Origin of the sequence: Pseudonocardia sp. N23, from assembly GCF_002583555.1 — a bacterium.
Lineage (GTDB): Bacteria > Actinomycetota > Actinomycetes > Mycobacteriales > Pseudonocardiaceae > Pseudonocardia.
In genome coordinates this window covers 131765-151275 of sequence record NZ_BEGX01000002.1, presented here as the reverse complement: position 1 = coordinate 151275, position 19511 = coordinate 131765, and the positions used below count along the sequence as shown (strand labels likewise).

16 protein-coding genes are annotated in these 19511 nt (G+C 74.3%); 7 read left to right on the top strand and 9 right to left on the bottom strand.

Annotation, left to right across the window (positions count from 1 at the left end):
- Positions 1-8 precede the first annotated feature (8 nt).
- Both TOK_RS01525 and TOK_RS33165 read right to left on the bottom strand, forming a co-directional pair.
- Positions 9-557, bottom strand: coding sequence for a flavodoxin domain-containing protein (locus TOK_RS01525; protein ID WP_098955930.1), 549 nt, complete (start codon positions 555-557; stop codon positions 9-11).
- The gene (locus TOK_RS33165) at positions 554-2545 is read right to left on the bottom strand and encodes an alpha/beta fold hydrolase (RefSeq protein WP_216361807.1); all 1992 of its coding nucleotides are present in this window, start codon (positions 2543-2545) and stop codon (positions 554-556) included. The genes TOK_RS01525 and TOK_RS33165 overlap by 4 nt, the downstream gene beginning before the upstream one ends.
- Positions 2546-2767: 222 nt before the next feature.
- On the opposite strand from TOK_RS33165, the gene TOK_RS01515 reads away from it, so the two are divergent.
- The 3 genes from TOK_RS01515 (at position 2768) to ppsA (ending at position 8111) form a co-directional block, all read left to right on the top strand.
- Complete coding sequence (locus tag TOK_RS01515; RefSeq protein WP_098955929.1) at positions 2768-5185, top strand: heavy metal translocating P-type ATPase; 2418 nt, start codon at positions 2768-2770, stop codon at positions 5183-5185.
- Entirely contained in the window at positions 5182-5364 is a 183-nt protein-coding gene (locus tag TOK_RS32255) for a hypothetical protein (protein WP_172457343.1), read from the top strand. The genes TOK_RS01515 and TOK_RS32255 overlap by 4 nt, the downstream gene beginning before the upstream one ends.
- 362 nt (positions 5365-5726) lie before the next feature.
- Positions 5727-8111 carry a phosphoenolpyruvate synthase gene (ppsA, locus tag TOK_RS01505; protein ID WP_098955928.1) on the top strand — a complete coding sequence of 795 codons (2385 nt, stop codon included), beginning with the start codon at positions 5727-5729 and terminating at the stop codon, positions 8109-8111.
- A gap of 74 nt (positions 8112-8185) precedes the next feature.
- On the opposite strand, the gene TOK_RS01500 is transcribed toward ppsA, so the two are convergent.
- The 3 genes from TOK_RS01500 to TOK_RS01490 all read right to left on the bottom strand — a co-directional run bounded on the left by TOK_RS01500 (position 8186) and on the right by TOK_RS01490 (position 9762).
- Entirely contained in the window at positions 8186-9013 is an 828-nt protein-coding gene (locus TOK_RS01500; RefSeq protein ID WP_098955927.1) for a DUF2267 domain-containing protein, read from the bottom strand.
- Between the two features lie 125 nt (positions 9014-9138).
- Positions 9139-9567, bottom strand: coding sequence for a proteasome activator (locus tag TOK_RS01495; RefSeq protein ID WP_098955926.1), 429 nt, complete (start codon positions 9565-9567; stop codon positions 9139-9141).
- A gap of 9 nt (positions 9568-9576) precedes the next feature.
- Positions 9577-9762, bottom strand: coding sequence for a DUF1918 domain-containing protein (locus TOK_RS01490; RefSeq protein WP_098955925.1), 186 nt, complete (start codon positions 9760-9762; stop codon positions 9577-9579).
- Between the two features lie 278 nt (positions 9763-10040).
- Here TOK_RS01490 and TOK_RS01485 point away from each other — a divergent pair, with 278 nt between their 5' ends.
- Entirely contained in the window at positions 10041-12623 is a 2583-nt protein-coding gene (locus tag TOK_RS01485; RefSeq protein WP_098955924.1) for a glycoside hydrolase family 65 protein, read from the top strand.
- Between the two features lie 80 nt (positions 12624-12703).
- Positions 12704-13576 (top strand): universal stress protein, encoded by an 873-nt coding sequence (locus tag TOK_RS01480; protein ID WP_098955923.1) that lies wholly within the window; start codon positions 12704-12706, stop codon positions 13574-13576.
- A gap of 20 nt (positions 13577-13596) precedes the next feature.
- On the opposite strand, the gene TOK_RS01475 is transcribed toward TOK_RS01480, so the two are convergent.
- The 4 genes from TOK_RS01475 to TOK_RS01460 form a co-directional block, all read right to left on the bottom strand.
- The gene (locus TOK_RS01475; RefSeq protein ID WP_098955922.1) at positions 13597-14613 is read right to left on the bottom strand and encodes an NAD(P)H nitroreductase; all 1017 of its coding nucleotides are present in this window, start codon (positions 14611-14613) and stop codon (positions 13597-13599) included.
- 94 nt (positions 14614-14707) lie between these two features.
- Positions 14708-15154 carry a universal stress protein gene (locus TOK_RS01470; protein ID WP_098955921.1) on the bottom strand — a complete coding sequence of 149 codons (447 nt, stop codon included), beginning with the start codon at positions 15152-15154 and terminating at the stop codon, positions 14708-14710.
- 75 nt (positions 15155-15229) lie between these two features.
- The gene (locus tag TOK_RS01465; protein WP_098955920.1) at positions 15230-16066 is read right to left on the bottom strand and encodes a universal stress protein; all 837 of its coding nucleotides are present in this window, start codon (positions 16064-16066) and stop codon (positions 15230-15232) included.
- A gap of 147 nt (positions 16067-16213) precedes the next feature.
- Complete coding sequence (locus TOK_RS01460; protein WP_098955919.1) at positions 16214-17167, bottom strand: slipin family protein; 954 nt, start codon at positions 17165-17167, stop codon at positions 16214-16216.
- A 183-nt stretch (positions 17168-17350) separates the two neighbouring features.
- Here TOK_RS01460 and TOK_RS01455 point away from each other — a divergent pair, with 183 nt between their 5' ends.
- Positions 17351-18871: a DUF4389 domain-containing protein gene (locus TOK_RS01455; RefSeq protein ID WP_374754842.1), complete on the top strand. Its 1521-nt coding sequence runs from the start codon at positions 17351-17353 to the stop codon at positions 18869-18871.
- Complete coding sequence (locus TOK_RS01450; RefSeq protein ID WP_098955918.1) at positions 18868-19119, top strand: SHOCT domain-containing protein; 252 nt, start codon at positions 18868-18870, stop codon at positions 19117-19119. Before TOK_RS01455 ends, TOK_RS01450 begins: the two co-directional genes overlap by 4 nt.
- The last annotated feature ends 392 nt before the right edge of the window (positions 19120-19511 follow it).

Below are 19511 nucleotides of genomic sequence, written 5' to 3'. Positions count from 1 at the left end.
GCAGGTCATCACGTCGCCCGTGGAGGACCTGCACGCAGCTCCGCCGCGACAGTGGCCGCCCATGCCCTGATCGCGGACCAGTCGCGGTGGTCGCCGGGCCGGCCACCCGCCACGAACCGGTAGAACAACCTGCCCCACAGCGGCATCCCGTCGAACTCCACGATTCCGCCGAAGAGCCGGTGGTCCCGCGGGCGCAGGCCCGGCGGGAAGCCGCGTTCGACACGTCGGATCTCCTGTGCGGCGAGAACGCGGGTCAGCGGCCCGTGCGGCTGGACCCCTCCGACACTGAAGCACCACAGTGGTGGTGCGGGAGCGAGTGTCGCAAGGGTGCGCAGGACGCCGAGAGCGGGCGGCAACCAGGCCATGTCGTGGACCGCGCTCCCGGCCACGACCGCGTCGGCGGCGCAGAGCGCGGCGGGGTCCGGGGACGTCCCCCCGTCGAGCCGCTCGGCGTGCACGGTGCACCCGGCGCGTTCGATCACCTCACCGATGTGGTCGGCGATGCCGGTGGTCGAACCGGCGGCGGTGGCGTGCAGGAGCACGACGCGGGGGGTCATGGAGGCACGGTCTCGCGGGGCCCGGCCGGGCGGTCAGGTCCCTTCGGCCCGCCGTCGGCGACGTCCGGCCCGTCGGTGGGGCGTCCGGGCCCGCGCAGCCACTCGACGATGACGCGACCCACGACGGCCGGGGCCTGGAGATGGGGGAGGTGGCCCGCGTCCGGGAGCTCGACGTAGCCCCACCCGGGATGGCGCCGCGCGGTGCGGCGGGCCGCGGTGACCGGGACCAGCTGGTCGCGGTCACCGTGCACGAGCAGGACCGGGGCGGACACCACGGACATCAGGGCTTCGTAGCGGCGCGGCCGGGCCAGCCTGCGGGCCAGCGACCGGGACGTGCCGAGGAACGCACGGTCGCTGCCCACGGTGTCCGCCCGGGTCGCGACGCGGTGCGCGAAGCGGTCGAGCAACGCGGGGGGCAGGCCGGCCGGGTCGACGCCGCCGAGCTCCAGGCTCTCGCGGGCGGTGGCCGACGCACCGATCCGGTTCCGCCGCCTGCGCCGGAGCCGCTCGCCCAGTCCCGGCACGCCGTGCAGAGCGAGGCGGAGCGCGGTGCCGGGTGAGGAGAGGATCCGCCCGGCGTCGGGAAGCGCCGGGCCGAGAAGGACGAGGCCATGGACCAGGTCGGGGTGGCGTGCGGCGACCTCGATGCCGATCAGCGCCCCCATCGAGTTGCCGACCAGCGTCACCGGCCCGGTCTGCTCGCGGAGGAACCGGGAGAGTGCCTCGACGGACCGGTGGACGTCACCGGAGAGCTCGACGCTGCACACGTGGGCGACGGGGCGCAGCTCCGGGACCAGGAGCGTCCAGTCGAGTGCCGAGCCGCCGACCCCGTGGATCAGGACCACGGTGGGCCCGGTGCCGCCGTCGTCGTGCGCCTGGACATGGCCGCGCGGCCGGTCCCCGGCGAGGAACGGGAGCCGTCCTCCCACCCACCAGCACACCGCGATGGCCGCGGCGCCGACGAGCGGGGCCTTCACCCACGCCGGTGCCGGGAACGGTCGTAGTGCGCTCGCCAGGACCAGGAGCACCGGGCCCTGGATCACGAACGCGGCGAAGGCGTTGCGCGACCAGCGCGTCCACCTGGGGCCGGACCGGGTGAGACGGCGCTCCGCGATGCCCACCAGCCAGACCGAACCCAGGACCACCAGCATCGCTTCGACGACCGCGAGGGCGAGCGCCTGCCAGTGCCATCCGCCCAGGTAGGGGCCCGAGTCGCGGGCGACGTCGCGCACTCCGCTCGCCATCGCGGCCACCGGCAGGAGCAGCAGGGTGACGATCGTGGCGGCGCCGCACAGCCGTCGAACCGGGTCCGGCACGTGCCGCTCCCAGCCCGACCGTCGCGCGGCGACGCCGAGCAGGAACAACCCGAGGCACTGGGGCCACTGCCACAGGTGCAGGTCGCCGACCTGGCCGCTGCGGGCGGGCCACCACAGCCGCATCACGAACGACGCGAGCGCGACGAGGACGACGACGACCGGCAGGTGCCGACCCCGCAGCGCGACGCCCCGCGGCCACGCCACGACCGGTACGGAGAAGAGCAGCAGGACCAGCGCGAACCACAGCGACCCGGAGTCCAGCAACGGCTGCCGATGGGTCAGCACCCACCAGAACGACACGTCGTGGCCGGCCGCACGGTAGGCCACCCACACCGACGCGGGCCACACGAGCAGCGCCGAGACGAGCCACGGCAGGCCGAGGCGCAGGGTGCGGTCGCCCAGGTATCCGACCCGGCCGCGGCGGGCGACGGCAGGGGCGACGAACAGCCCGGCCACGAAGAAGAACAACCCGATCACGAACAGGCCCGACGGACCGAGGATCGCCACGAGCACCGTCTCGACGAGCGGAGGGTAGGAGACCTCGCGGATTTCGTGGTATGCCCAGCCGCCGACCGCGGAGTACCCGAGCAGCGCGTGCCCGCCGATGACCCAGGCGACCAGCACGGTCCGGAGATCGTCGAGGTGGGCGAGCCGTGGGTGGTCGTCGGACACCGGTGCAGCGTGGGGCCGCGGACGGCGGCGCGGCAGGGGCAGATCGTCCCGCGTCCGCAGGGCGAGCGGCCCCGCGGCCGACGGGAGCGGCTGGGCGCGGGACGCGCGGCGGCGGGACCAACGGCCCACCGGGACGGGTCGCCCGGCGCTGCCACGGCCGCCCCTGCCCGGGCGAGGCTCGCACCGCGGCAGGGGAGGGGCGATGGCCAGGGTGTCGACGGGATGAGCCGGCGTGACCGAGCCGGGACCACACCGGACCCGGGGGCCGGCTCCGTGCTGGAGTCCGGCCGGCTCGCCGTCGTCCTGCTCGCCGTGACCCTCGCGGCGCTCGGGGCGGGCGTGGCCGCGTGGTTCCTCGGGTCGCGCGGGACGGCCACCGCCTGCTGGGTGGCCGGGACGCTGGCGGCGACGCTCCCGGCCGTCGGATGGGTGGTCGCCGGGCTGCGCCGGGGCCGGACGGGCGTGGACGCGATCGCCGTCCTCGCGCTGGTCGGGACGCTCGTCGTCCACGAGTACCTCGCCGGCGCGCTGATCGCGGTCATGCTCGCGACCGGCCGTGCGCTCGACGCCGCCGCGGAACGCCGCGCGTCGCGTGACCTGCGGGCGCTGCTGGACCGGGCGCCCCGGACCGCACGCCGCCGGACCGGGACGGGCGTGGAGGAGGTCGACCTCGGCGCCGTCGTGCCCGGGGACGAGGTCGTCGTCGCACCGGGGGAGGTCGTCCCGGTCGACGGGGTCGTCGTCGGAACCGACGCGGTGCTCGACGAGTCCGCCCTGACCGGCGAACCGATCGAGACCAGGATCGAAGCGGGCGGGCCCGTGCGGAGCGGGACGTCCGCGGCGGGACCGGCGTTCACGATCCGCGCCGTGGCGACCGCGGAGGACAGCACCTACGCCGGGGTCGTGCGGCTCGCGCGCGAGGCGGGGGCACAGGACGCGCCGGTGGTGCGGATGGCCGACCGGGTCGCGACCTGGTTCCTGCCGGTCGCGTTGCTGGTGGCGGGCACGGCATGGCTGCTGAGCGGGTCCGTGGTGCGTGCGGTCGCGGTGCTCGTCGTCGCGACGCCGTGCCCCCTGCTGCTCGCCGCGCCGGTGGCGATCGTGTCCGGGTTGTCGCGGGCGTCGCGGGCCGGCGTGGTGATCCGTGGCGGTGCGGTGCTGGAACGACTGGCCGCGGTGCGCACGGTCGTGCTCGACAAGACCGGGACGCTGACCGGCGGGCGGCCCGCCGTCGTCGGGATCGAGACCGCGGCCGGTGCCGACCCCGACGAGGTCCTGCAGTGGGCCGCGTCGGTCGACCAGGTGTCACCGCACGTGCTGGCGAGGGCGATCGTCGCCGAGGCGCGCCGGCGCGGACTCGACCCGGCGATGCCCGCGGACGTCGTCGAGGACCCCGGGACAGGGGCGTCGGGCGTGGTCGACGGCAGGCGGGTCGAGGTGGGGCGACGCTCGGGCGACGGCGGAGCGGGCTGGGTCCGGGCGGTCGCGGAGCGCGCAGTGCTCGACGGGACCGTGCTCGCCTGGGTACGCGTCGACGACGCTCCCGTGGGCGCGCTCGTACTGCGGGACCCGGTGCGCCGCGACGCCTCCCGGACCCTGCGCCGGCTGCGCGCGGTCGGGCTGCAGCGGCTGGTCATGCTCACCGGTGACCGGTGGGAACCGGCCCGCGAGGTCGGGGCCGTGCTGGGGCTCGACGAGGTCCGGGCCGAGCTGTCGCCCGCGGACAAGGTCGACGCCGTCCGCGACGAACGTGCCCGCCAGGTGACGATGATGGTCGGGGACGGGCTCAACGACGCGCCCGCCCTCGCGGCCGCCGACGTCGGGGTGGCGATGGGGGCACGGGGATCGACGGCCTCGTCGGAGGCGGCCGGGATCGTGCTCACCACGGACCGGCTCGACCGGCTCGCCGACGCGGTCCTCATCGCTCGCCGGTCCCGCCGCATCGCGGTGCAGAGTGCCGCGGTCGGAATGGCGTTGTCGCTGGTCGCGATGGTTGTGGCCGCCCTCGGGTTCCTGCCCGCCGCGCCCGGGGCACTGCTGCAGGAGGCGATCGACGTCACGGTGATCGTGAACGCCCTGCGCGCGCTCCGTCCCGGACGTGCCGAACGGATGGTCGTCCCGGACACGACCCGTCTGCTGCTGCACCGGTTCGCCGCCGAGCACGACGACCTGCGCGACGCGCTGGGATCGTTCCGCGAGACCGCGAGGCTGGTCGTGGCCACCCGGCCGGCGGGCGGGCTTCTCACCGACGCGGCGGTGCTCGCGGCGCTGCGCCGCGCCGACGCGCTGCTCGACGAGCGGATCCTGCCGCACGAACGGGCGGAGGAGCACCAGCTCTACCCGGCGCTCGCCGCACCGCTCGGCCCGGAGGCGACCGCCCCGATGAGCCGTACGCACGCAGAGATCGAGCGTCTCGGGCGCAGGCTCACCGCCCACAGGGACGCCGCCGCCGCCGCAGGCGGGATCCCCCCGGAGCGGGTGGAGGACCTCCTCGCGTGCCTCTACGGCCTGCACGCGGTGCTGGGACTGCACTTCGTGCAGGAGGAGGAGAACTACTTCGAGCTGGACCACGACATCGCGGTGGACCACGGCGCCGGGGCCGACGTCGGTCCCACCCGCGTGGGAGGAGCCTGGCCATGACCACGGAGACCACGACGGCCGCCCGTCTCCAGGCCTGGACGGCCGTCGCCGCCTCGGCCACCCGCACGGGTGCGCTGCTCGCCACGCCGGGTGCGAAGCCGAGGACGGCCGCGTGCGACCGGGCGATCCGCCGGACGAGGCCGAGTACCGACAGGGCGACCGCGGCGAGCACGCCGTAGAGCACCCCGAGGGCCAGCACGGCGGCGACGGCGAGCGCCACGACCGAGCGCCGGTGGCTGCGCGCGCCCGCCGCCCGCCCGAGCGCCGCGCGGCTCCCGGAGCTGCTGACCGGGCCCCCCGAGCAGCCCCGCGGCGACGGTGGTGGCCCCGAGCACGAGGAGTTCCCGGTCGGCGTCCGGCGCCGAGCCAGCACCCGGCTCGGCGGACCGCCGCCGGCCGCCCGGCGACGGTCGGCCGCCGGGCCGGTGAGACGACGTCACACGGTGCGGCCACCTGCCCGGGTGGGTTCGGGACGTTCGGTCCGGTCCGCGCGGGCCGGAGAGCCGCAGCGACCGGGCCCGGGCACCGCGACCGTGGCGGTATGGCTGCAGAACCTGCCCGACAGACACCGTGTGCGCCCGGTCCGGTCGTCGACGACGCGTGCCTGCGACCGCTCGCCCTCGTCCGCGCTGCGGACGCCGCCCAGGTGGGCGGCAAGGCCGCGAACCTCGGCGAGCTCATCGGCGCCGGGTTCGCGGTCCCGGACGGCTTCGTGGTTCCCGCAGCGGCCTACCTGGCGGCGATGGACGAGGCCGGGGTCCGTACGGACATCGCGGCGTTGTACGAGGACGCGTTGCGTCATGCGGGCCGGCCCGACGAGGTCGACGCGCTGTGCGCCCGGATGGCGGAGCTCATCCGGACGGGCGGTCTCGGCGCCGCCCTGGAGGGCCGGGTCGCGACCGCCCGTGCGGCGTTGGCCGGCGACGGTCCCGGTCCGGTGACGGTGGCGGTGCGGTCCTCCGCGGTGGGGGAGGACGGTGAACGGGCGTCGTTCGCCGGCGTCCACGAGTCGTTCACCAACGTGAGGGGCGACGCAGAGCTGTCGGCGAGGATCATCGGCTGCTGGGAGTCCGCGGTGGCGCCCCGGGCTGTCGCCTACCGCGCCGAGCGCGGCCTGTCCGGTGAGCCGGCCGTCGCCGTCGTCGTCCAGGTCATGGTGAGCGCGCAGCGGTCGGGGGTCGCCTTCACAGCGGACCCGACCAGCGGCAGACGTGACCGGGTGGTCGTGGAGGCCGTCCTGGGGCAGGGTGAGACCGTCGTGAGCGGCGCCGTCGAACCCGACACCTACGTGTTCTCCGCGCCCGACCCGCACCTGGTGTCGCTGCGGGTCGGGCACCAGACCCACGAGGTCGTCCGCGGTCGCGACGGCCACGACGTCACGCGCGTCCTCGACCGGGAACGGTCCTCGGGTCGTGTGCTCGACGATGCCGAGGCCGAGGCGGTCGCGCGGCTCGCGCTGCGGGTGCAGGAGCACTACGGCCGTCCGCAGGACGTGGAGTGGGCGATGGTCGAGGACCGGATCCAGCTCGTCCAGACACGCCCGATCACCACCCTCCCCGACCGGGGCGCCGCGACGACGCCGGACGCCGCGGGTGAACGGGACACCGGTCGAGGCGTCCTGCTCGTCTCGGGACTTGCCGCCGCTCCGGGGCGGGCGAGCGGCCGTGTCCGGCTGCTGCGTGAGCCGCGCGACGGCAGCCGGCTGCTGGACGGGGACGTCCTCGTCGCGCCGAGGACGGACCCGGACTGGCTCCCTACGCTCAGGCGCGCCGCTGCGGTCGTCACCGACCAGGGCGGGGTGACATGTCACGCTGCGATCGTCGCCCGGGAGCTGGGGATTCCGTGCGTGGTGGGGACACGGTCGGCAACGGCCGACCTGCCCGAGGGCGAGCTGGTCGCGGTCGACGGCACGACCGGTGAGGTGCACCGGGGAGCCGCCTTCGTGGTCTCCGACGCCCCTGCACCCCACAGGCACGACGCCGCACCGTCCGTGCCGTCGCCACGCACCGGGACGGAGCTGCACGTCAACCTCGCCCTCCCCGATTCGGCCGAGCGCGTCGCCGCACTCGACGTCGACGGTGTCGGGCTGCTCCGGGCGGAGGTGGTGTTGACCTCGGCGCTGGGTGGGCGCCATCCCCGGGCGGTGCTCGCCGCGGGGGAGGCTGACGGGTTCGTGACCGCGATGGCGGCGGCCGTCGGCCGGATCGGCGCGGCGTTCGCGCCGAGGCCGGTCCTCTACCGGACCACCGACCTGCGCAGCAACGAGTTCCGTGGCCTGACCGGTGGCGACCGGTTCGAGCCGGTCGAACGCAACCCCATGATCGGGTATCGCGGTGCCTATCGCTACCTGCACGAGCCCGAGGTGTTCGGGATGGAGCTGCGCATGCTGGCAGAGGTCCGGGACCGGCTGCCGAACGTCCACCTGATGATCCCCTTCGTCCGCACCCGATGGGAGCTGGCGGCCGTACTGGAGCTGGTGGACGCGAGCCCCTTGGGCGGCCGGCGCGGTCTGCAGCGGTGGCTGACCGCGGAGGTGCCGTCCGTCCTGCACTGGCTGCCCGAGTACGTGGGGCTCGGCATCGACGGGGTGTCGATCGGCAGCAACGACCTGACACAGCTGGTCCTCGGCGTCGACCGGGACGCAGAACGGCTCGCGGAGCTGTACGACGAGTCCGACCCGGCCGTGCTGGACGCGATCTCGACGATCATCGAGCGCGCCACCCTCCTCGGGGTCCCGACCTCGCTGTGCGGGCAGGCGCCCAGCCGCATCCCGGGGTTCGTGGAGTTCCTCGTGCGGGCCGGCATCACCGCCGTGTCGGTCAACCCCGATGCCGTGGGGTCGGCGCGGGCGGCGATCGACGCCGCGGAACGGCGCTTGCTCCTCGACGCCGCCCGACGGGCACCGGGCCGGCGGCGGACGCGCTGAACACGGGACACGGCGGGGCGCCCGCGCGGCGCCCCGCCCACGCCGCTTCCGGGGTCACTCCGTCGCTTCCGGGGTCACTCCGTCGCCGGGCCGGAATCCCGCTCGTCCGATGACGACGACGCCGGCGCGACGGCGGACGCGGAGCAGTACCGCAGCCCCGCGAGGATCCGCTGGGCGTGGTGCACCGCCTCGACGGCGGAGGGCAGGAGGACCTGGTGCGAGTCCGGGGCCGATCCGGTCAGCACGCGGTAGGCGCGGGGCACGTACGTTCCGGCGCCGACGGAGACCTCCAACCCGTGCAGCAACGCGGCCAGCGCGTCGACGACCGTCGCGACGGAGTGTTCGAGCGCCGCGACGCGGTCCGGCGAGGCGGTGGCGGTGGTGCGGCGCGGCGGCGCATCGATCGCACGCGTGTCCGCCGTCGACCGGGCCCGGGCCGGTGCGTCCGACCTCGTGCCGTCGGGAGCCATCAGGTGACGCAGCGATGCTGGTAGCTGCGCGAGGAGGTGGTCGGTCTGGCCGGGTGCCCATCGACTGTCCAGGGCCGCGGTGATCAGGGGGATGGCCCGTCTCGCCTCGTCGGGGTCGACGCCGGCGGCGTCGGCGACGAGCGACACCAGCTGGTCGGGGCCGAACTTGACCGGCACGACCGCGGGTCGCCAGCCGTCGTACCAGATGCCGCGCAGCAGTAACGGGAGCTGCGCACCGAGGTGGGCCGCGCCGTCGACCTCGAGCCGGTCGCGCACCGTGTGGAGCCATCCGCGCAGGAGACGGAACGCATACGTCCGGTCCGAGGTCCCGACGGACTCGGCGACGGTGTCGATCCAGCTGAACGCCGTCCGCTCGGCCTGCGCGACCGAGTCGATGCCGCCGGCGTGAGGCGGGTGGGTGTCGGTCGGCATCGGAATGCTCCTCGAAGGTCGGTGGAGGACTCGGTCCCCCACGGGGGCGACAGGTCGATCCGGGTGGGTCGTCCGGTCCGGTGCCACGGGAGACGGCGGCGCGCCGGACGTCGTCGAGGTCGACGTCAGCGACTCCGCGGCGACGGGCGGTCCGGTGCGCCCGCGGACTCCGGCTGCGCGCCTGCTCCGCCCACGGCCATCGCGAACTGGACACCCTGGAACACGCCTTCGAGCCAGCCGACGAGCTGGGCCTGGGCGATGCGGAGCTCGGCGTCCGAGATGGCCGCGCCGACGCGCAGGTGCGGTGCGATCTCGTCGAGCTCGGCGCGCAACGCCGCGGGCACCGTCGCCTCGATCTCGGCGAGCGTGGCTGCGTGCGCGTCGACCAGCCTGGAACGCCCCGCCGCGTCGAGCGGTTGCGCGTGGAGCTCTTCGAGCAGCTGCTTGACCATGCCGCCCAACCTCAAGAGCTTGGCGGGATCGGTGATCGGCTCGTCGTCGGTCACCGCAACGGCCGCACGAGGGTGAGCCACACCGGTGGCCTGCTGGTTCATGGCGTCTCCTCAGCCGTCGTCCAGATGGGCGTCGGGCCCCGGGAAGAACAGCGACTCGTGGCCGTCCTGCCAACGCACCTGGTAGTGCTCGAGCCCGTCGTCCTTCCCGAGAACCGCGACGACGGTGCCCCGCCGCGGCGCAGCGTCGAGGACGCTGTTCTCGACGACGATCCGGTCTCCCACGTCTGCATGCACGGTTCCTCCTCGGTCGTGTGCCGATCCCCCGAGGGTGGCGGCCTGCTCGCCGGATCGCGTGGGTCTTCCGACATCGCTGCGGAGGACGTCCGGCCCGACCCTGGGCGCCGCCGTGGCGCCGGCCCGCGGTCTGTCCGGCCGCGGGTCGGTGAGGTGGGGACCTTCGTCCCGGCTCGGCGCCTCCGACGGCCCCTGGGCCGCCGGGCATCTCCCGGCGAGGCTGGGAACGACCCGGGCCGATCACCGGAGCCGGGCATGTAGTCAGGGAGGCCGCCCAGATGTCCACCCCGTCACGCGACGGGAACGCGCCCGTGCCACCGCCACGTCCCGTCGATGCCTGGACGGTCGTCTTCGAGGGGTTCGATCCCGGTGACGAGGGCCGGCGCGAGGCGCTCTGCACCCTGGGCAACGGCTATCTCGCGACCCGTGGGGCGTCTCCCGAGTGCTCGGCCGACGGCGTGCACTATCCCGGCACCTACTCGGCCGGAGTCTTCAACCGGCTGGACGACGAGCTCGGGGGCCGGGCCGTCACCACCGAGAGCATGGTGAACCTCCCGAACTGGTTGTGCACACGTATCGCGGTCGACGACGACGACCGGTCGGGTGAGTGGCTCGACCCGCTCGGTTCCTCGGTGCGGCCGACCGAGCACCGGGTCACCCTCGACCTGCGCCGGGGGCTGCTGAGCCGGCTGGTCCGCTTCGTCGATCCCGACGGCCGACGGATCACGCTGCGGCAGCGGCGGTTCGTCCACATGGGCCACCACCACGTGGCGGGGTTGCAGACCGTCGTCTCCGCCGACAACTGGTCCGGACGCCTGCGGATCCGCTCGGAGATCGACGGAACGGTGACGAACGCCGGTGTCGCCCGGTACCGGCAGATGGCCGATCGGCATCTGCAGGTCGACGGGTGTCGTGAGGTCGACCGCGAGACCGTGCTGCTCACCGCCCGCACGACACAGTCGGGCATCCTCGTCGCCATCGCGGCGCGGACGCGGGCCGACCGGCCGGCCGGCCGGGTGCTCGTCGAGGCGGACGGGAGGGTCGGGCACGAGGTCCGGGTCGACCTCGTCGACGGGGAGTCGGTGACGATCGAGAAGATCGTCACGGTCGTGACGTCGCGCGACGTCGCGATCTCGCACCCGGCGGCGGCGGCCGTGGACCTCATCGGCGACGCGGGCGGCTTCGACGAGCTGCTCGCGTCGCACGAGATGGCCTGGGCCCAGCTGTGGCGACGCTTCGAGGTGGAGCCGGCGATGCCCGGCAGCGTCACGATCGACGACACCCTGCGCACCCTGCGCCTGGGCCTGTTCCACGTGCTGCAGACGGTGTCGCCGCACGACCTCGATCTCGACGCCGGCATCCCTGCGCGCGGTCTGCACGGTGAGGCCTACCGCGGGCACGTCTTCTGGGACGAACTCTTCGTGCTCCCGGTCCTGACGCTGCGGATGCCGGTACTGGCCCGGGCGCTCCTGCACTACCGCACCCGCAGGCTCGAGACCGCGCGGCGATCCGCCCGAGCCGCCGGCCTCCGCGGCGCGATGTTCCCGTGGCAGTCGGGCAGCGACGGTCGTGAGGAGGCGCAGACGGTGCACCTGAACCCGCTGTCGGGCAGGTGGCTGCCCGACCCCAGCCACCTGCAACGACACGTCGGGCTCGCGGTGGCCTACGACATCTGGACGTACTACCAGTCGACCGCGGACCTGGAGTTCCTGGCCGAGCACGGCGCCGAGACGATGCTGGAGATCGCCCGGTTCTTCGCGAGCCTCACCAGCTACGACCCCCTGCTGGACCGGTTCCGCATCCGCGGCGTGGTGGGACCCGACGAGTACTCGACGCGATATCCCGGCGCCGACGAGCCGGGCGTAGACGACAACGCCTACACCAACGTCATGGCCGTGTGGCTCTTCCGCCGGGCACAGGAGGTGCTGGACACCCTCCCGAGCATCAGACGTGTCGAGCTCGTCGAACGGCTGGGGCTCACCCCGGCGGAGCTCCTGCACTGGTCGACACTGAGCAGGCGGATGTACGTCCCGTTCCTGCCTTCCGGGATCATCGAGCAGTTCCACGACCAGCACCGTCTCGCGGAGCTGGACTGGCCGCAGTACCGACTCCGCTACGACGACCTGCAGCGGCTGGACCGGATCCTCGAGGCGGAAGGTCGGTCCGTCGACGACGTCCAGGTCTCCAAGCAGGCCGACGTGTTGATGTTGTTCTACCTGATGTCCGCCGACGAGCTGCGGGAGCTCCTGGGCGGGCTCGGCTACGCACTGCCGGCCGCCGTCATCCCCCTCACCATCGACCACTACCTCGCCCGCACGGTGCACGGGTCCACGCTCAGCGCGCTGGTCCACGGGTGGGTGCTGGCCCGGGCGAACCGCGAGGACGCCCTCGACCACTTCGAACGGGCGCTGCGCAGCGACCTGGCCGACATACAGGGTGGGACGACCGCGGAGGGCGTCCACCTCGCCGCCATGGCCGGCTCCGTCGACCTGCTCCAGCGGTGCTTCGCCGGACTGGAGACGCGCCACGACACGCTCTGGTTCAACCCGCACTGGCCCGAGCGGTTCGGTGCGCTCGAGTTCGCCGTGCAGTACCGGGGCCTGCCGTTGCAGGTGCGGGTCAGCGGCCGTGAGGTGCGTGTGTCCGCAGCCGCGGGGCCCGGCGGCGCGGTCCGCGTCGGGTGCGGGTCGGACCTCCGCTCACTCGGGCCTGGTGACTCCGCGGTGTTCCGGGCGGCCACCACGTTCGTCCCCGACGGCCGGCCCCGGCCGCGAGCAGTCCGCGCGCAGGCCGGTGCCGGGAACCGGACACGGCGCCCGGACGCGTCGTCCGGGCCCGCGCCCGGAGCGCTCCCGCCCTGATCGGCGCCGCATCCGCATCAACGGTCCGGGTCGCGGCGGCGGACCGGACCGGACCACCTCGTGAGGAACAGGAGGCAGCCATGAGCCGACATCGCAGTGGGCCCGTCGTCGTCGGGGTCGACGGATCGAGGTCCGCGTCGCAGGCGGTGGAGTGGGGTGCGACGGAGGCGATGCTGACCGGGGCACCGTTGCGGCTCGTCGCCGCGCTGGGCCCACCGGCGGTTCGTCGCACCGACGACGGGGACCTGCAGGAGGTGTCCGCGCGCCATCTCGTCGTCTCGGCGCGCGCCGCGCTCGACATGGCTGCCGATCAGGCCGTGCGCGCGCAACCCTGTCTCGACGTCGATTCCGACGCCAGGGAGGGTTTCCCGGTCCCGGTCCTGCTCGACGAGTCCCGGCACGCGACGGTTCTGGTGATCGGCAACCGCGGGCTCGGTGGTGTGCCGGGGCTGTTGCTCGGATCGGTGTCGACGACCGTCGCGGCCAAGGCGGAGTGCCCGGTCGTCGTGGTGCGCGGAACCGTCGTCGGCCCGGGGGACGATCGTCCGGTCGTCGTCGGCGTCGACGGGTCGCCGATCAGCGACTCGGCGATCGAGCTGGCCTTCGCGGAGGCGTCGGAGCGTGGCGCCCCGTTGCTCGCCGTTCATGCCTGGTCGGACCGGATGCTGGTGGAGCTGGGACCGATCGTGGACATGGACGCCATCAACGCCGACGAGCGTCAACTGCTGTCCCAGCGGCTCGCCGGCCGGCGCGAGGAGTACCCCGACGTCGAGGTCCGGACGCTGGTGCGGCGCGACAAGGCCGCCGAGGTCCTGCTCGACCTGTCGGCGAAGGCACAGCTCGTCGTGGTGGGATCCCGCGGGCGAGGACGTGTGTCGGGGTTGCTGCTCGGCTCGGTCGGGCACGCCCTGCTGCACCTCGCCGAGTGCCCGGTGCTCGTCGCCCGGTCCTGACGGCGGCCTGGGCCAGGAGTTCAGCTCTGCATCACGAACCGCAGCGGCCGGCGCGGCGTCGGGAGGAGGGGAGGGAACCCGGGTGGCCGCTCGCCGACTCGGAGGATCAGCTGGGGGTGCTCCGGGACGCCCAGCACCTCCCACCGCAGACGGTCGCGCGTGGTCGCGACCTCGACGGCTTGACTCAGCGGGGCAGAGGCGAGGCCCGCGTGGGTCGCGGTCAGCAGCACGGCGCTGGTCGCCTCACCCGCCCGCAGCCGCGCAGCCGTGTCGTCGTCACGGGTACACAGGGCGAGCAGGGTGCCCGCACCGATCGAGCACCCGTCCTCGGGGCCGAGGGTGCCGGCCGGGAAGCGACGGGGGAGTGCGACCGCCGTCCCCGACACCCTCGGGACCGCGTCGATGGGAACGCCGTCGTGTGCGTTGTGGTAGCGGTGCGTCCAGGTCATCAGCTCGGCGAGGTAGCCGGGCGCGTCCTGCTGCCGGGTCGCCGCGTCCCCGAGCAGGGCGAGCAGGCGCTCGCGACGTCCGGGGTCGAGGACGGGCCAGAGGACCCCTCCCTCGGCCGCGGCCGCTCCGACGAGCGCGTCGAGCGTTCCGGCGTCCACGGGGCCGTCGGCGTAGGCACGGCGGTCGCTGTGTCTCCTGACGAGCTGGTTGTGGAGTGCGACGTCCATCGGGCCCGGCTCGCCGCTCACGACACGCACGGTGGCGAGGTGGTCGCGGTCCTCCGGGTCCGGCAGCCGGACGACGTGGGTCGCGACGCCCGCACCCGCGAGGGCGACACGTAGATGGTGGAGCGCCGCTCCGCAGCTGATGAGCAGGTCACGGCCCTCGGGATCGGTCCCGGGCAGGAATCGGTCCCGATCAGCGTGCAGGTCGACGTGGTCGTCCCCGATCCGCCATCGCCACGGCTGGGTGTTGTGCACCGACGGTGCGGCCAGCGCCTGCCGAACGGCCTCCTGGAGGAGCCCCGCCGCCGGGGGCCGGGAATCGGGCCGGGCCCGCGCGGGGCCCTCGTTCGTCGTGCCGGTCATCGTCCCAGCGTCCCGCGCTCCGGCCGTCGCAGCTCCGGGCCGATCGGCCCCTGTGCCAGGTCCGGGTGTCCAGGTGGGCCGGGCCGGGTGGCCGTCACGGCGGCGGCGGAGTGTCCCCGTGGACGACGAGCACCGCCCCCGTGGCGTGCTCCGTGCAGGCCGCGCTGACCGACCCCAGGAGCAGGCCGGTGAACCCGCCGTGCCCGCGGCTGCCGACCACCAGGACGCGTGAGCCGGCGCCGATGTCGAGGAGCGCGTGCGCCGCCCCGCCCTCCACGACCGTCTCCCGGACCGGGGCGCCCGGTCGCTCCCCGAGCGTCTCGACGACCGTGTCGTGCAGGACCGTCGCCGCGTCCGCGGCCGGGTCCCAGCCGTCAGGCCAGTTCGGCGTCGCGCCCGCGAGGGTCGGAAAGGTCCACGCGGTCACCGCCTCGATCTCGGCGCCGCACGTCCTGGCCAGGAAGAGTGCCCAGCGCAGTGCGTGCTTGGAGGGTTCCGAGCCGTCGACGCCCACCACGATGCGGTCCCTGTGCTCTGCCACGAGAATTCCCTCCCGGAACGGTCGGTCCAGTCTTCGCCCGACGACCCGACCGTGCCCGGCGACGATCGATCGCGTTCATGATGGCGACGGGCCGGTCCGGTTCGATCGGGCCGAACGACGTCCGGCACCGGCCGGGTGGCCCGCAAGTCCGGGACCGTCACCGGGCACCGGCTCCGGCACGACCAGCACCGGGCACCGGGCCGCGGCGACCAGGTCGCTGGGGGAGGCGCCTGCGACGGTGCCGGCAGCCGCGCCATTCGAGGAGCGGCCGAGGACGAGGAGCTCCGCGTCGACCGCGAGTGCGACCAGCAGCGGCGCAGGGTCGTCGCGCACGGTCAGCAACCTGATGCGCCGGCCGGGCTCACCGGTACGCCACGGCGCCACGGACCGCTCCAGATCGTGACGGACCCGTGCGAGGTCGCGGTCCCACCTCTCCAGGGTGTCCGGCAGGATGCGGCCGAGATCGGACTCGGCACTGCTCCACGCCCGCACCGCCACCAGTTCGGCGTCGCGAGAGACGGCCTCGCGAACCGCGATGTCGAGGACCGCCGTCGCCGTCCGGGGCGCGACGCCGACGATCACACGGCCGGCCGGCGGGACCGTGAGGGGCACCGCCGCGACCGGGCAGGCCGCGGCCAGGAGGACCTCGGGGTCCGGCGGTGCCGCCACGACCAGCAGCTCGGCCGAGGTGCTGATCCGTTCCAGGTCGACGCCGAGAGGGTCTGCCACACGGCAGGTCGACACCGAGGCGTCAGGGAACAACGCGCGCAGCCGTCGCGTCGTGCGAGCCCGGCCGACGTCGTCCCCGGTCCCCACCACCTGCACGCGTGTGTGCATCCGCTCCGCCTCGGCCGCGGCCCACCGGGCCGAGACCATGTCGTCGGCGACGAGAAGGATCGGGCGGCAGCTCACGGTCGCGTCCTCCTGGTGCCGGCTCGAGTCGGTCCGTGGTGGTCGATCAACGGCATCGCCGCAGTCCCAGCGCTGGTACTTCTCGCCGGGGTCCGGCTACCCCGACGCGTGCGCGTCGAACGGCCGTGCCGGCCGTGATGGACACGGTCACACCGTCGGGTCCGTTCCGGCGTCGTCATGAGCAGCTGTTCGCACCGAACCCAGCGCATCGTCCGCGCGGCCGAGGGGATCGGGAGCATCCGCCGCGCCGGGCGAGCGCAGCCAGAGGTGGTCGGGCTCGCGCGGAAGTGGGATCGGCGGCACCGTCCGATCGGCGGGGTGCGGTGCCTCCCTCTGCGAGAAGCCGCTGCGGTCCTCGAAGAACCGCAGCAGCTCCACCGGGAACGGCATCACGAGGGTGCTGTTCTTCTCCGCCGCGACGTCCGCGACCGTCTGCAGCAGCCGCAGCTGCAGCGCGCCGGGGGTCGCGGACATCCGGCCGGCCGCGGCCGCCAGCTGCTCGGAGGCCTGGCGCTCGCCGTCGGCGGCGATCACCCGGGCCCGGCGTTCGCGCTCGGCCTCGGCCTGGCGCGACATCGATCGGGTCATCTGCTCGGGCAGCGAGATGTCCTTGAGCTCCACGAGCTCGATGCGCACTCCCCACGGCTGCTCGGTCGGCGCGTCGATGACGGTCTTGAGCTCGGTGCTGATCCGTTCGCGGTCGGAGAGGAGCGTGTCGAGGTCGGCGCGCCCGATCACGGTCCGGAGGGAGGTCTGGGCCACCTGCGACACCGCGTGCTTGTAGTCCTCGACGTTCACGATCGCCTTCGCCGGGTCCACGACCCTGAAGTAGACCGCGGCATCGACCTTGACGGTCACGTTGTCGCGGGTTATCGCACCCTGAGCGGGCACTGCGAGCACGACGACCCGGGTGCTGACCTTGGCCATCCGGTCCGCGATCGGGACGAGCACCCGCAGGCCCGGTTCGCGGACCTTGTCCAGCACCCGGCCGAAGCGGAAGACGACGCCACGTTCGTACTGCTGCACGAGCCGCAGGCTGAGCATTCCCACGAGGACGACGGCGGCGGCCCCGCCGAGCAGCCAGGCATAGGTCGTTGACATGGCACGACGTTCTCGTCGGCGGACGGCGGCGGGTAGATGTCGAGGGACCTGGAGGGAGGGGACCTCGGTCCCGCTCGGGTTCCCGGGCCTTCCGGCCCGGTGCTGGGAGCAGGGAGCCCCTGCCGCAGCCCCGTGCTGCGCTGGATCGTCGGGAACATGTCGAACACTCACCGAGCGGTCCGCGTGAGCGGTCGCCTCGATCCGGGGCTCTCGCGGTGGACGTGGCTCGTCAAATGGATCCTGCTGATCCCGCACCTGGTGGTGCTGGGTGTGCTGTGGGTCGCGTTCGTGGTCCTCTCGGTCGTCGCGCTGGTGGCGATCGTCGTGTCGGGTCGCTACCCACGTGCGCTCTTCGGGTTCAACGTCGGAGTGTTGCGGTGGGCCTGGCGTGTGGGTTTCTACGGGTACGCGGTCGGCGGGACCGATCGGTACCCACCGTTCACACTGGCCGATGTCCCGGACTATCCGGCCCGGCTCGAGGTCGAGTGGCCGGACCGGCTCTCGAGACCGAAGGCGCTGGTGAAGTGGTGGCTGCTGGCGATCCCGCACTACATGGTCGTCGTACTCCTGGTCGGCGCCGGCCGGACCGCCGTGCCGGGGACCGACGGGGCCGGTGCCGGTGTGTTCGGCCTCGGGCTGATCGGGGTGCTCGTGGTGATCGCGCTGGTGGCGCTGCTGTTCACCGGCCGGTATCCCCGCGGCATCTTCGACGCGGTCATGGGTCTGAACCGGTGGGTGCTGCGGGTCGCGGCGTATGCGGCGTTGATGACCGACTGTTACCCACCCTTCCGGCTCGACCAGGGTGGCGACGAACCCGTCCCGGTCACCGGCGACGGGGCGACCCGAGTCGCGTCGGTGCCCTCCCGACCGCCCGGAGGGGCACCCGCACCGGCGACCGCGAGGGTGCCGGACGGCCGGACGATGGTCGTCGCACCACCGGTGGACGTCGCCGAGGCCCACGACGACGGACCGCCCGGCGCGAGCCGCCCGCCCCCCACCACGCCGGCCCCGCCGTCGACCGGGCGGTCGCTGCTGCTCGTCGTCGGCTCGGTGGTCAGTGCGCTCGCCGTGCTGGTGGCCGGGGCCGGCGTGGCGGGCCTCGTCGCCGACCGCGTCGCGAGGGACGCCGGCGGCTTCCTCGCCACAGGCGTCGGCTCGGCGACGACGAACGGTGTGGCGCTGCGGACCGACCCGTTGCGGATCGACGCCGCGCAGCCCGACGCCGCAGCCCGAGTGTTCGGCGAGATCGCGTTGCGAGCCTCGTCGAACCGGGGTGGCACCGTGTTCGTCGGGATCGGTCCGACGGCGGAGGTGTCCCGCTACCTCGGCGGGGCGGCGCAGGGCGTGTGGCGGACCGGCGCGGTCGACGGACGCGGGGCCGCCGCGCGGGTGGACGAGATCGCAGGGAGACCGGCGGTCGCGCCGCCGGGCGGGCAGACGTTCTGGGCCGCGCGAGCATCCGGACCAGGGACGACCGCGGCGTCGTGGACACCCGTGCCGGGTGACTGGACGGCCGTGGTGATGAACGCCGACGGCACCGGGCCCGTCTCGGCCGGGGTGCAGCTCGCGGCACGGGTCCCGGTGCTGGGCCTGGCGTCGGCGGCGGCCGTCTGGACGGCGTTGGGGATGCTGGTGATCGGCGTCGCGGTCATCGTCGGCGCCGCGAGCGGTTCGCGCCCTGGGACCTCGGAGGTGGCGCGATGATGTGGGGCGGCTGGGACGTCGCACCGACGGTCTGGATCGTGGAGCTGGTGCTGCTCCTGCTGGCCGCCGGCGGCGGTGCGGCGGCCGCGGTGCTGGTCGTGGCGCGACGCGCCGGTACCTGGGCGAACGGTCCGGAGACCGACCGTGCCCTTCGCATTCTCGACGAGCGCCTCGCGGCGGGGGAGATCGATCTCGACGAGTACGAGCGTCTGCGTGCCGCGCTGCGCGGCGGGTCCGGGCGCACCTGAGCACACGGCCGGGTCGACAGAGGTGTGGGACGGCATCGGGCCGGGGTGGACGTACCCCGATGACGTCCACCCCGGCCGGTTGCTCCCGTCCGCTCCCCAGCGACGGGAGGCACCGCGCGGTGTGGTCACGCTGCGGTGTCCCCTCATGGTTCGCGGTCCACGGCCGGTGCGGGCAGGGTCGAAGGGCCCGGACCGACGAGGGTCGAAAGGGCCCGGCCCGACCACGACCGTGCATCGATCCGGGGGCCGGCGAGAGATGGCGAGGTCCCGGAGGTGCGTGACCTGGTCGTGGATTCATCCGAGCGAGCCGTCCACGTGCTGCCGGCGCCGTTCGTGGGACGGAGGAGCCCATCGGGGGTGCGATCCACGCCCGTCGTGGGCCGACCGGCCCT

Bases quoted from the DNA above. Each gene is read 5' to 3' on its own strand.
- ppsA (WP_098955928.1), top strand. From the start codon at position 5,727: ATGGCTGCAGAACCTGCCCGACAGACACCGTGTGCGCCCGGTCCGGTC.
- TOK_RS01515 (WP_098955929.1), top strand. From the start codon at position 2,768: ATGAGCCGGCGTGACCGAGCCGGGACCACACCGGACCCGGGGGCCGGC.
- TOK_RS01495 (WP_098955926.1), bottom strand. From the start codon at position 9,567: ATGAACCAGCAGGCCACCGGTGTGGCTCACCCTCGTGCGGCCGTTGCG.
- TOK_RS01480 (WP_098955923.1), top strand. From the start codon at position 12,704: ATGAGCCGACATCGCAGTGGGCCCGTCGTCGTCGGGGTCGACGGATCG.
- TOK_RS01475 (WP_098955922.1), bottom strand. From the start codon at position 14,613: ATGACCGGCACGACGAACGAGGGCCCCGCGCGGGCCCGGCCCGATTCC.
- TOK_RS01460 (WP_098955919.1), bottom strand. From the start codon at position 17,167: ATGTCAACGACCTATGCCTGGCTGCTCGGCGGGGCCGCCGCCGTCGTC.
- TOK_RS01500 (WP_098955927.1), bottom strand. From the start codon at position 9,013: ATGCCGACCGACACCCACCCGCCTCACGCCGGCGGCATCGACTCGGTC.
- TOK_RS01485 (WP_098955924.1), top strand. From the start codon at position 10,041: ATGTCCACCCCGTCACGCGACGGGAACGCGCCCGTGCCACCGCCACGT.
- TOK_RS32255 (WP_172457343.1), top strand. From the start codon at position 5,182: ATGACCACGGAGACCACGACGGCCGCCCGTCTCCAGGCCTGGACGGCC.
- TOK_RS01525 (WP_098955930.1), bottom strand. From the start codon at position 557: ATGACCCCCCGCGTCGTGCTCCTGCACGCCACCGCCGCCGGTTCGACC.
- TOK_RS01450 (WP_098955918.1), top strand. From the start codon at position 18,868: ATGATGTGGGGCGGCTGGGACGTCGCACCGACGGTCTGGATCGTGGAG.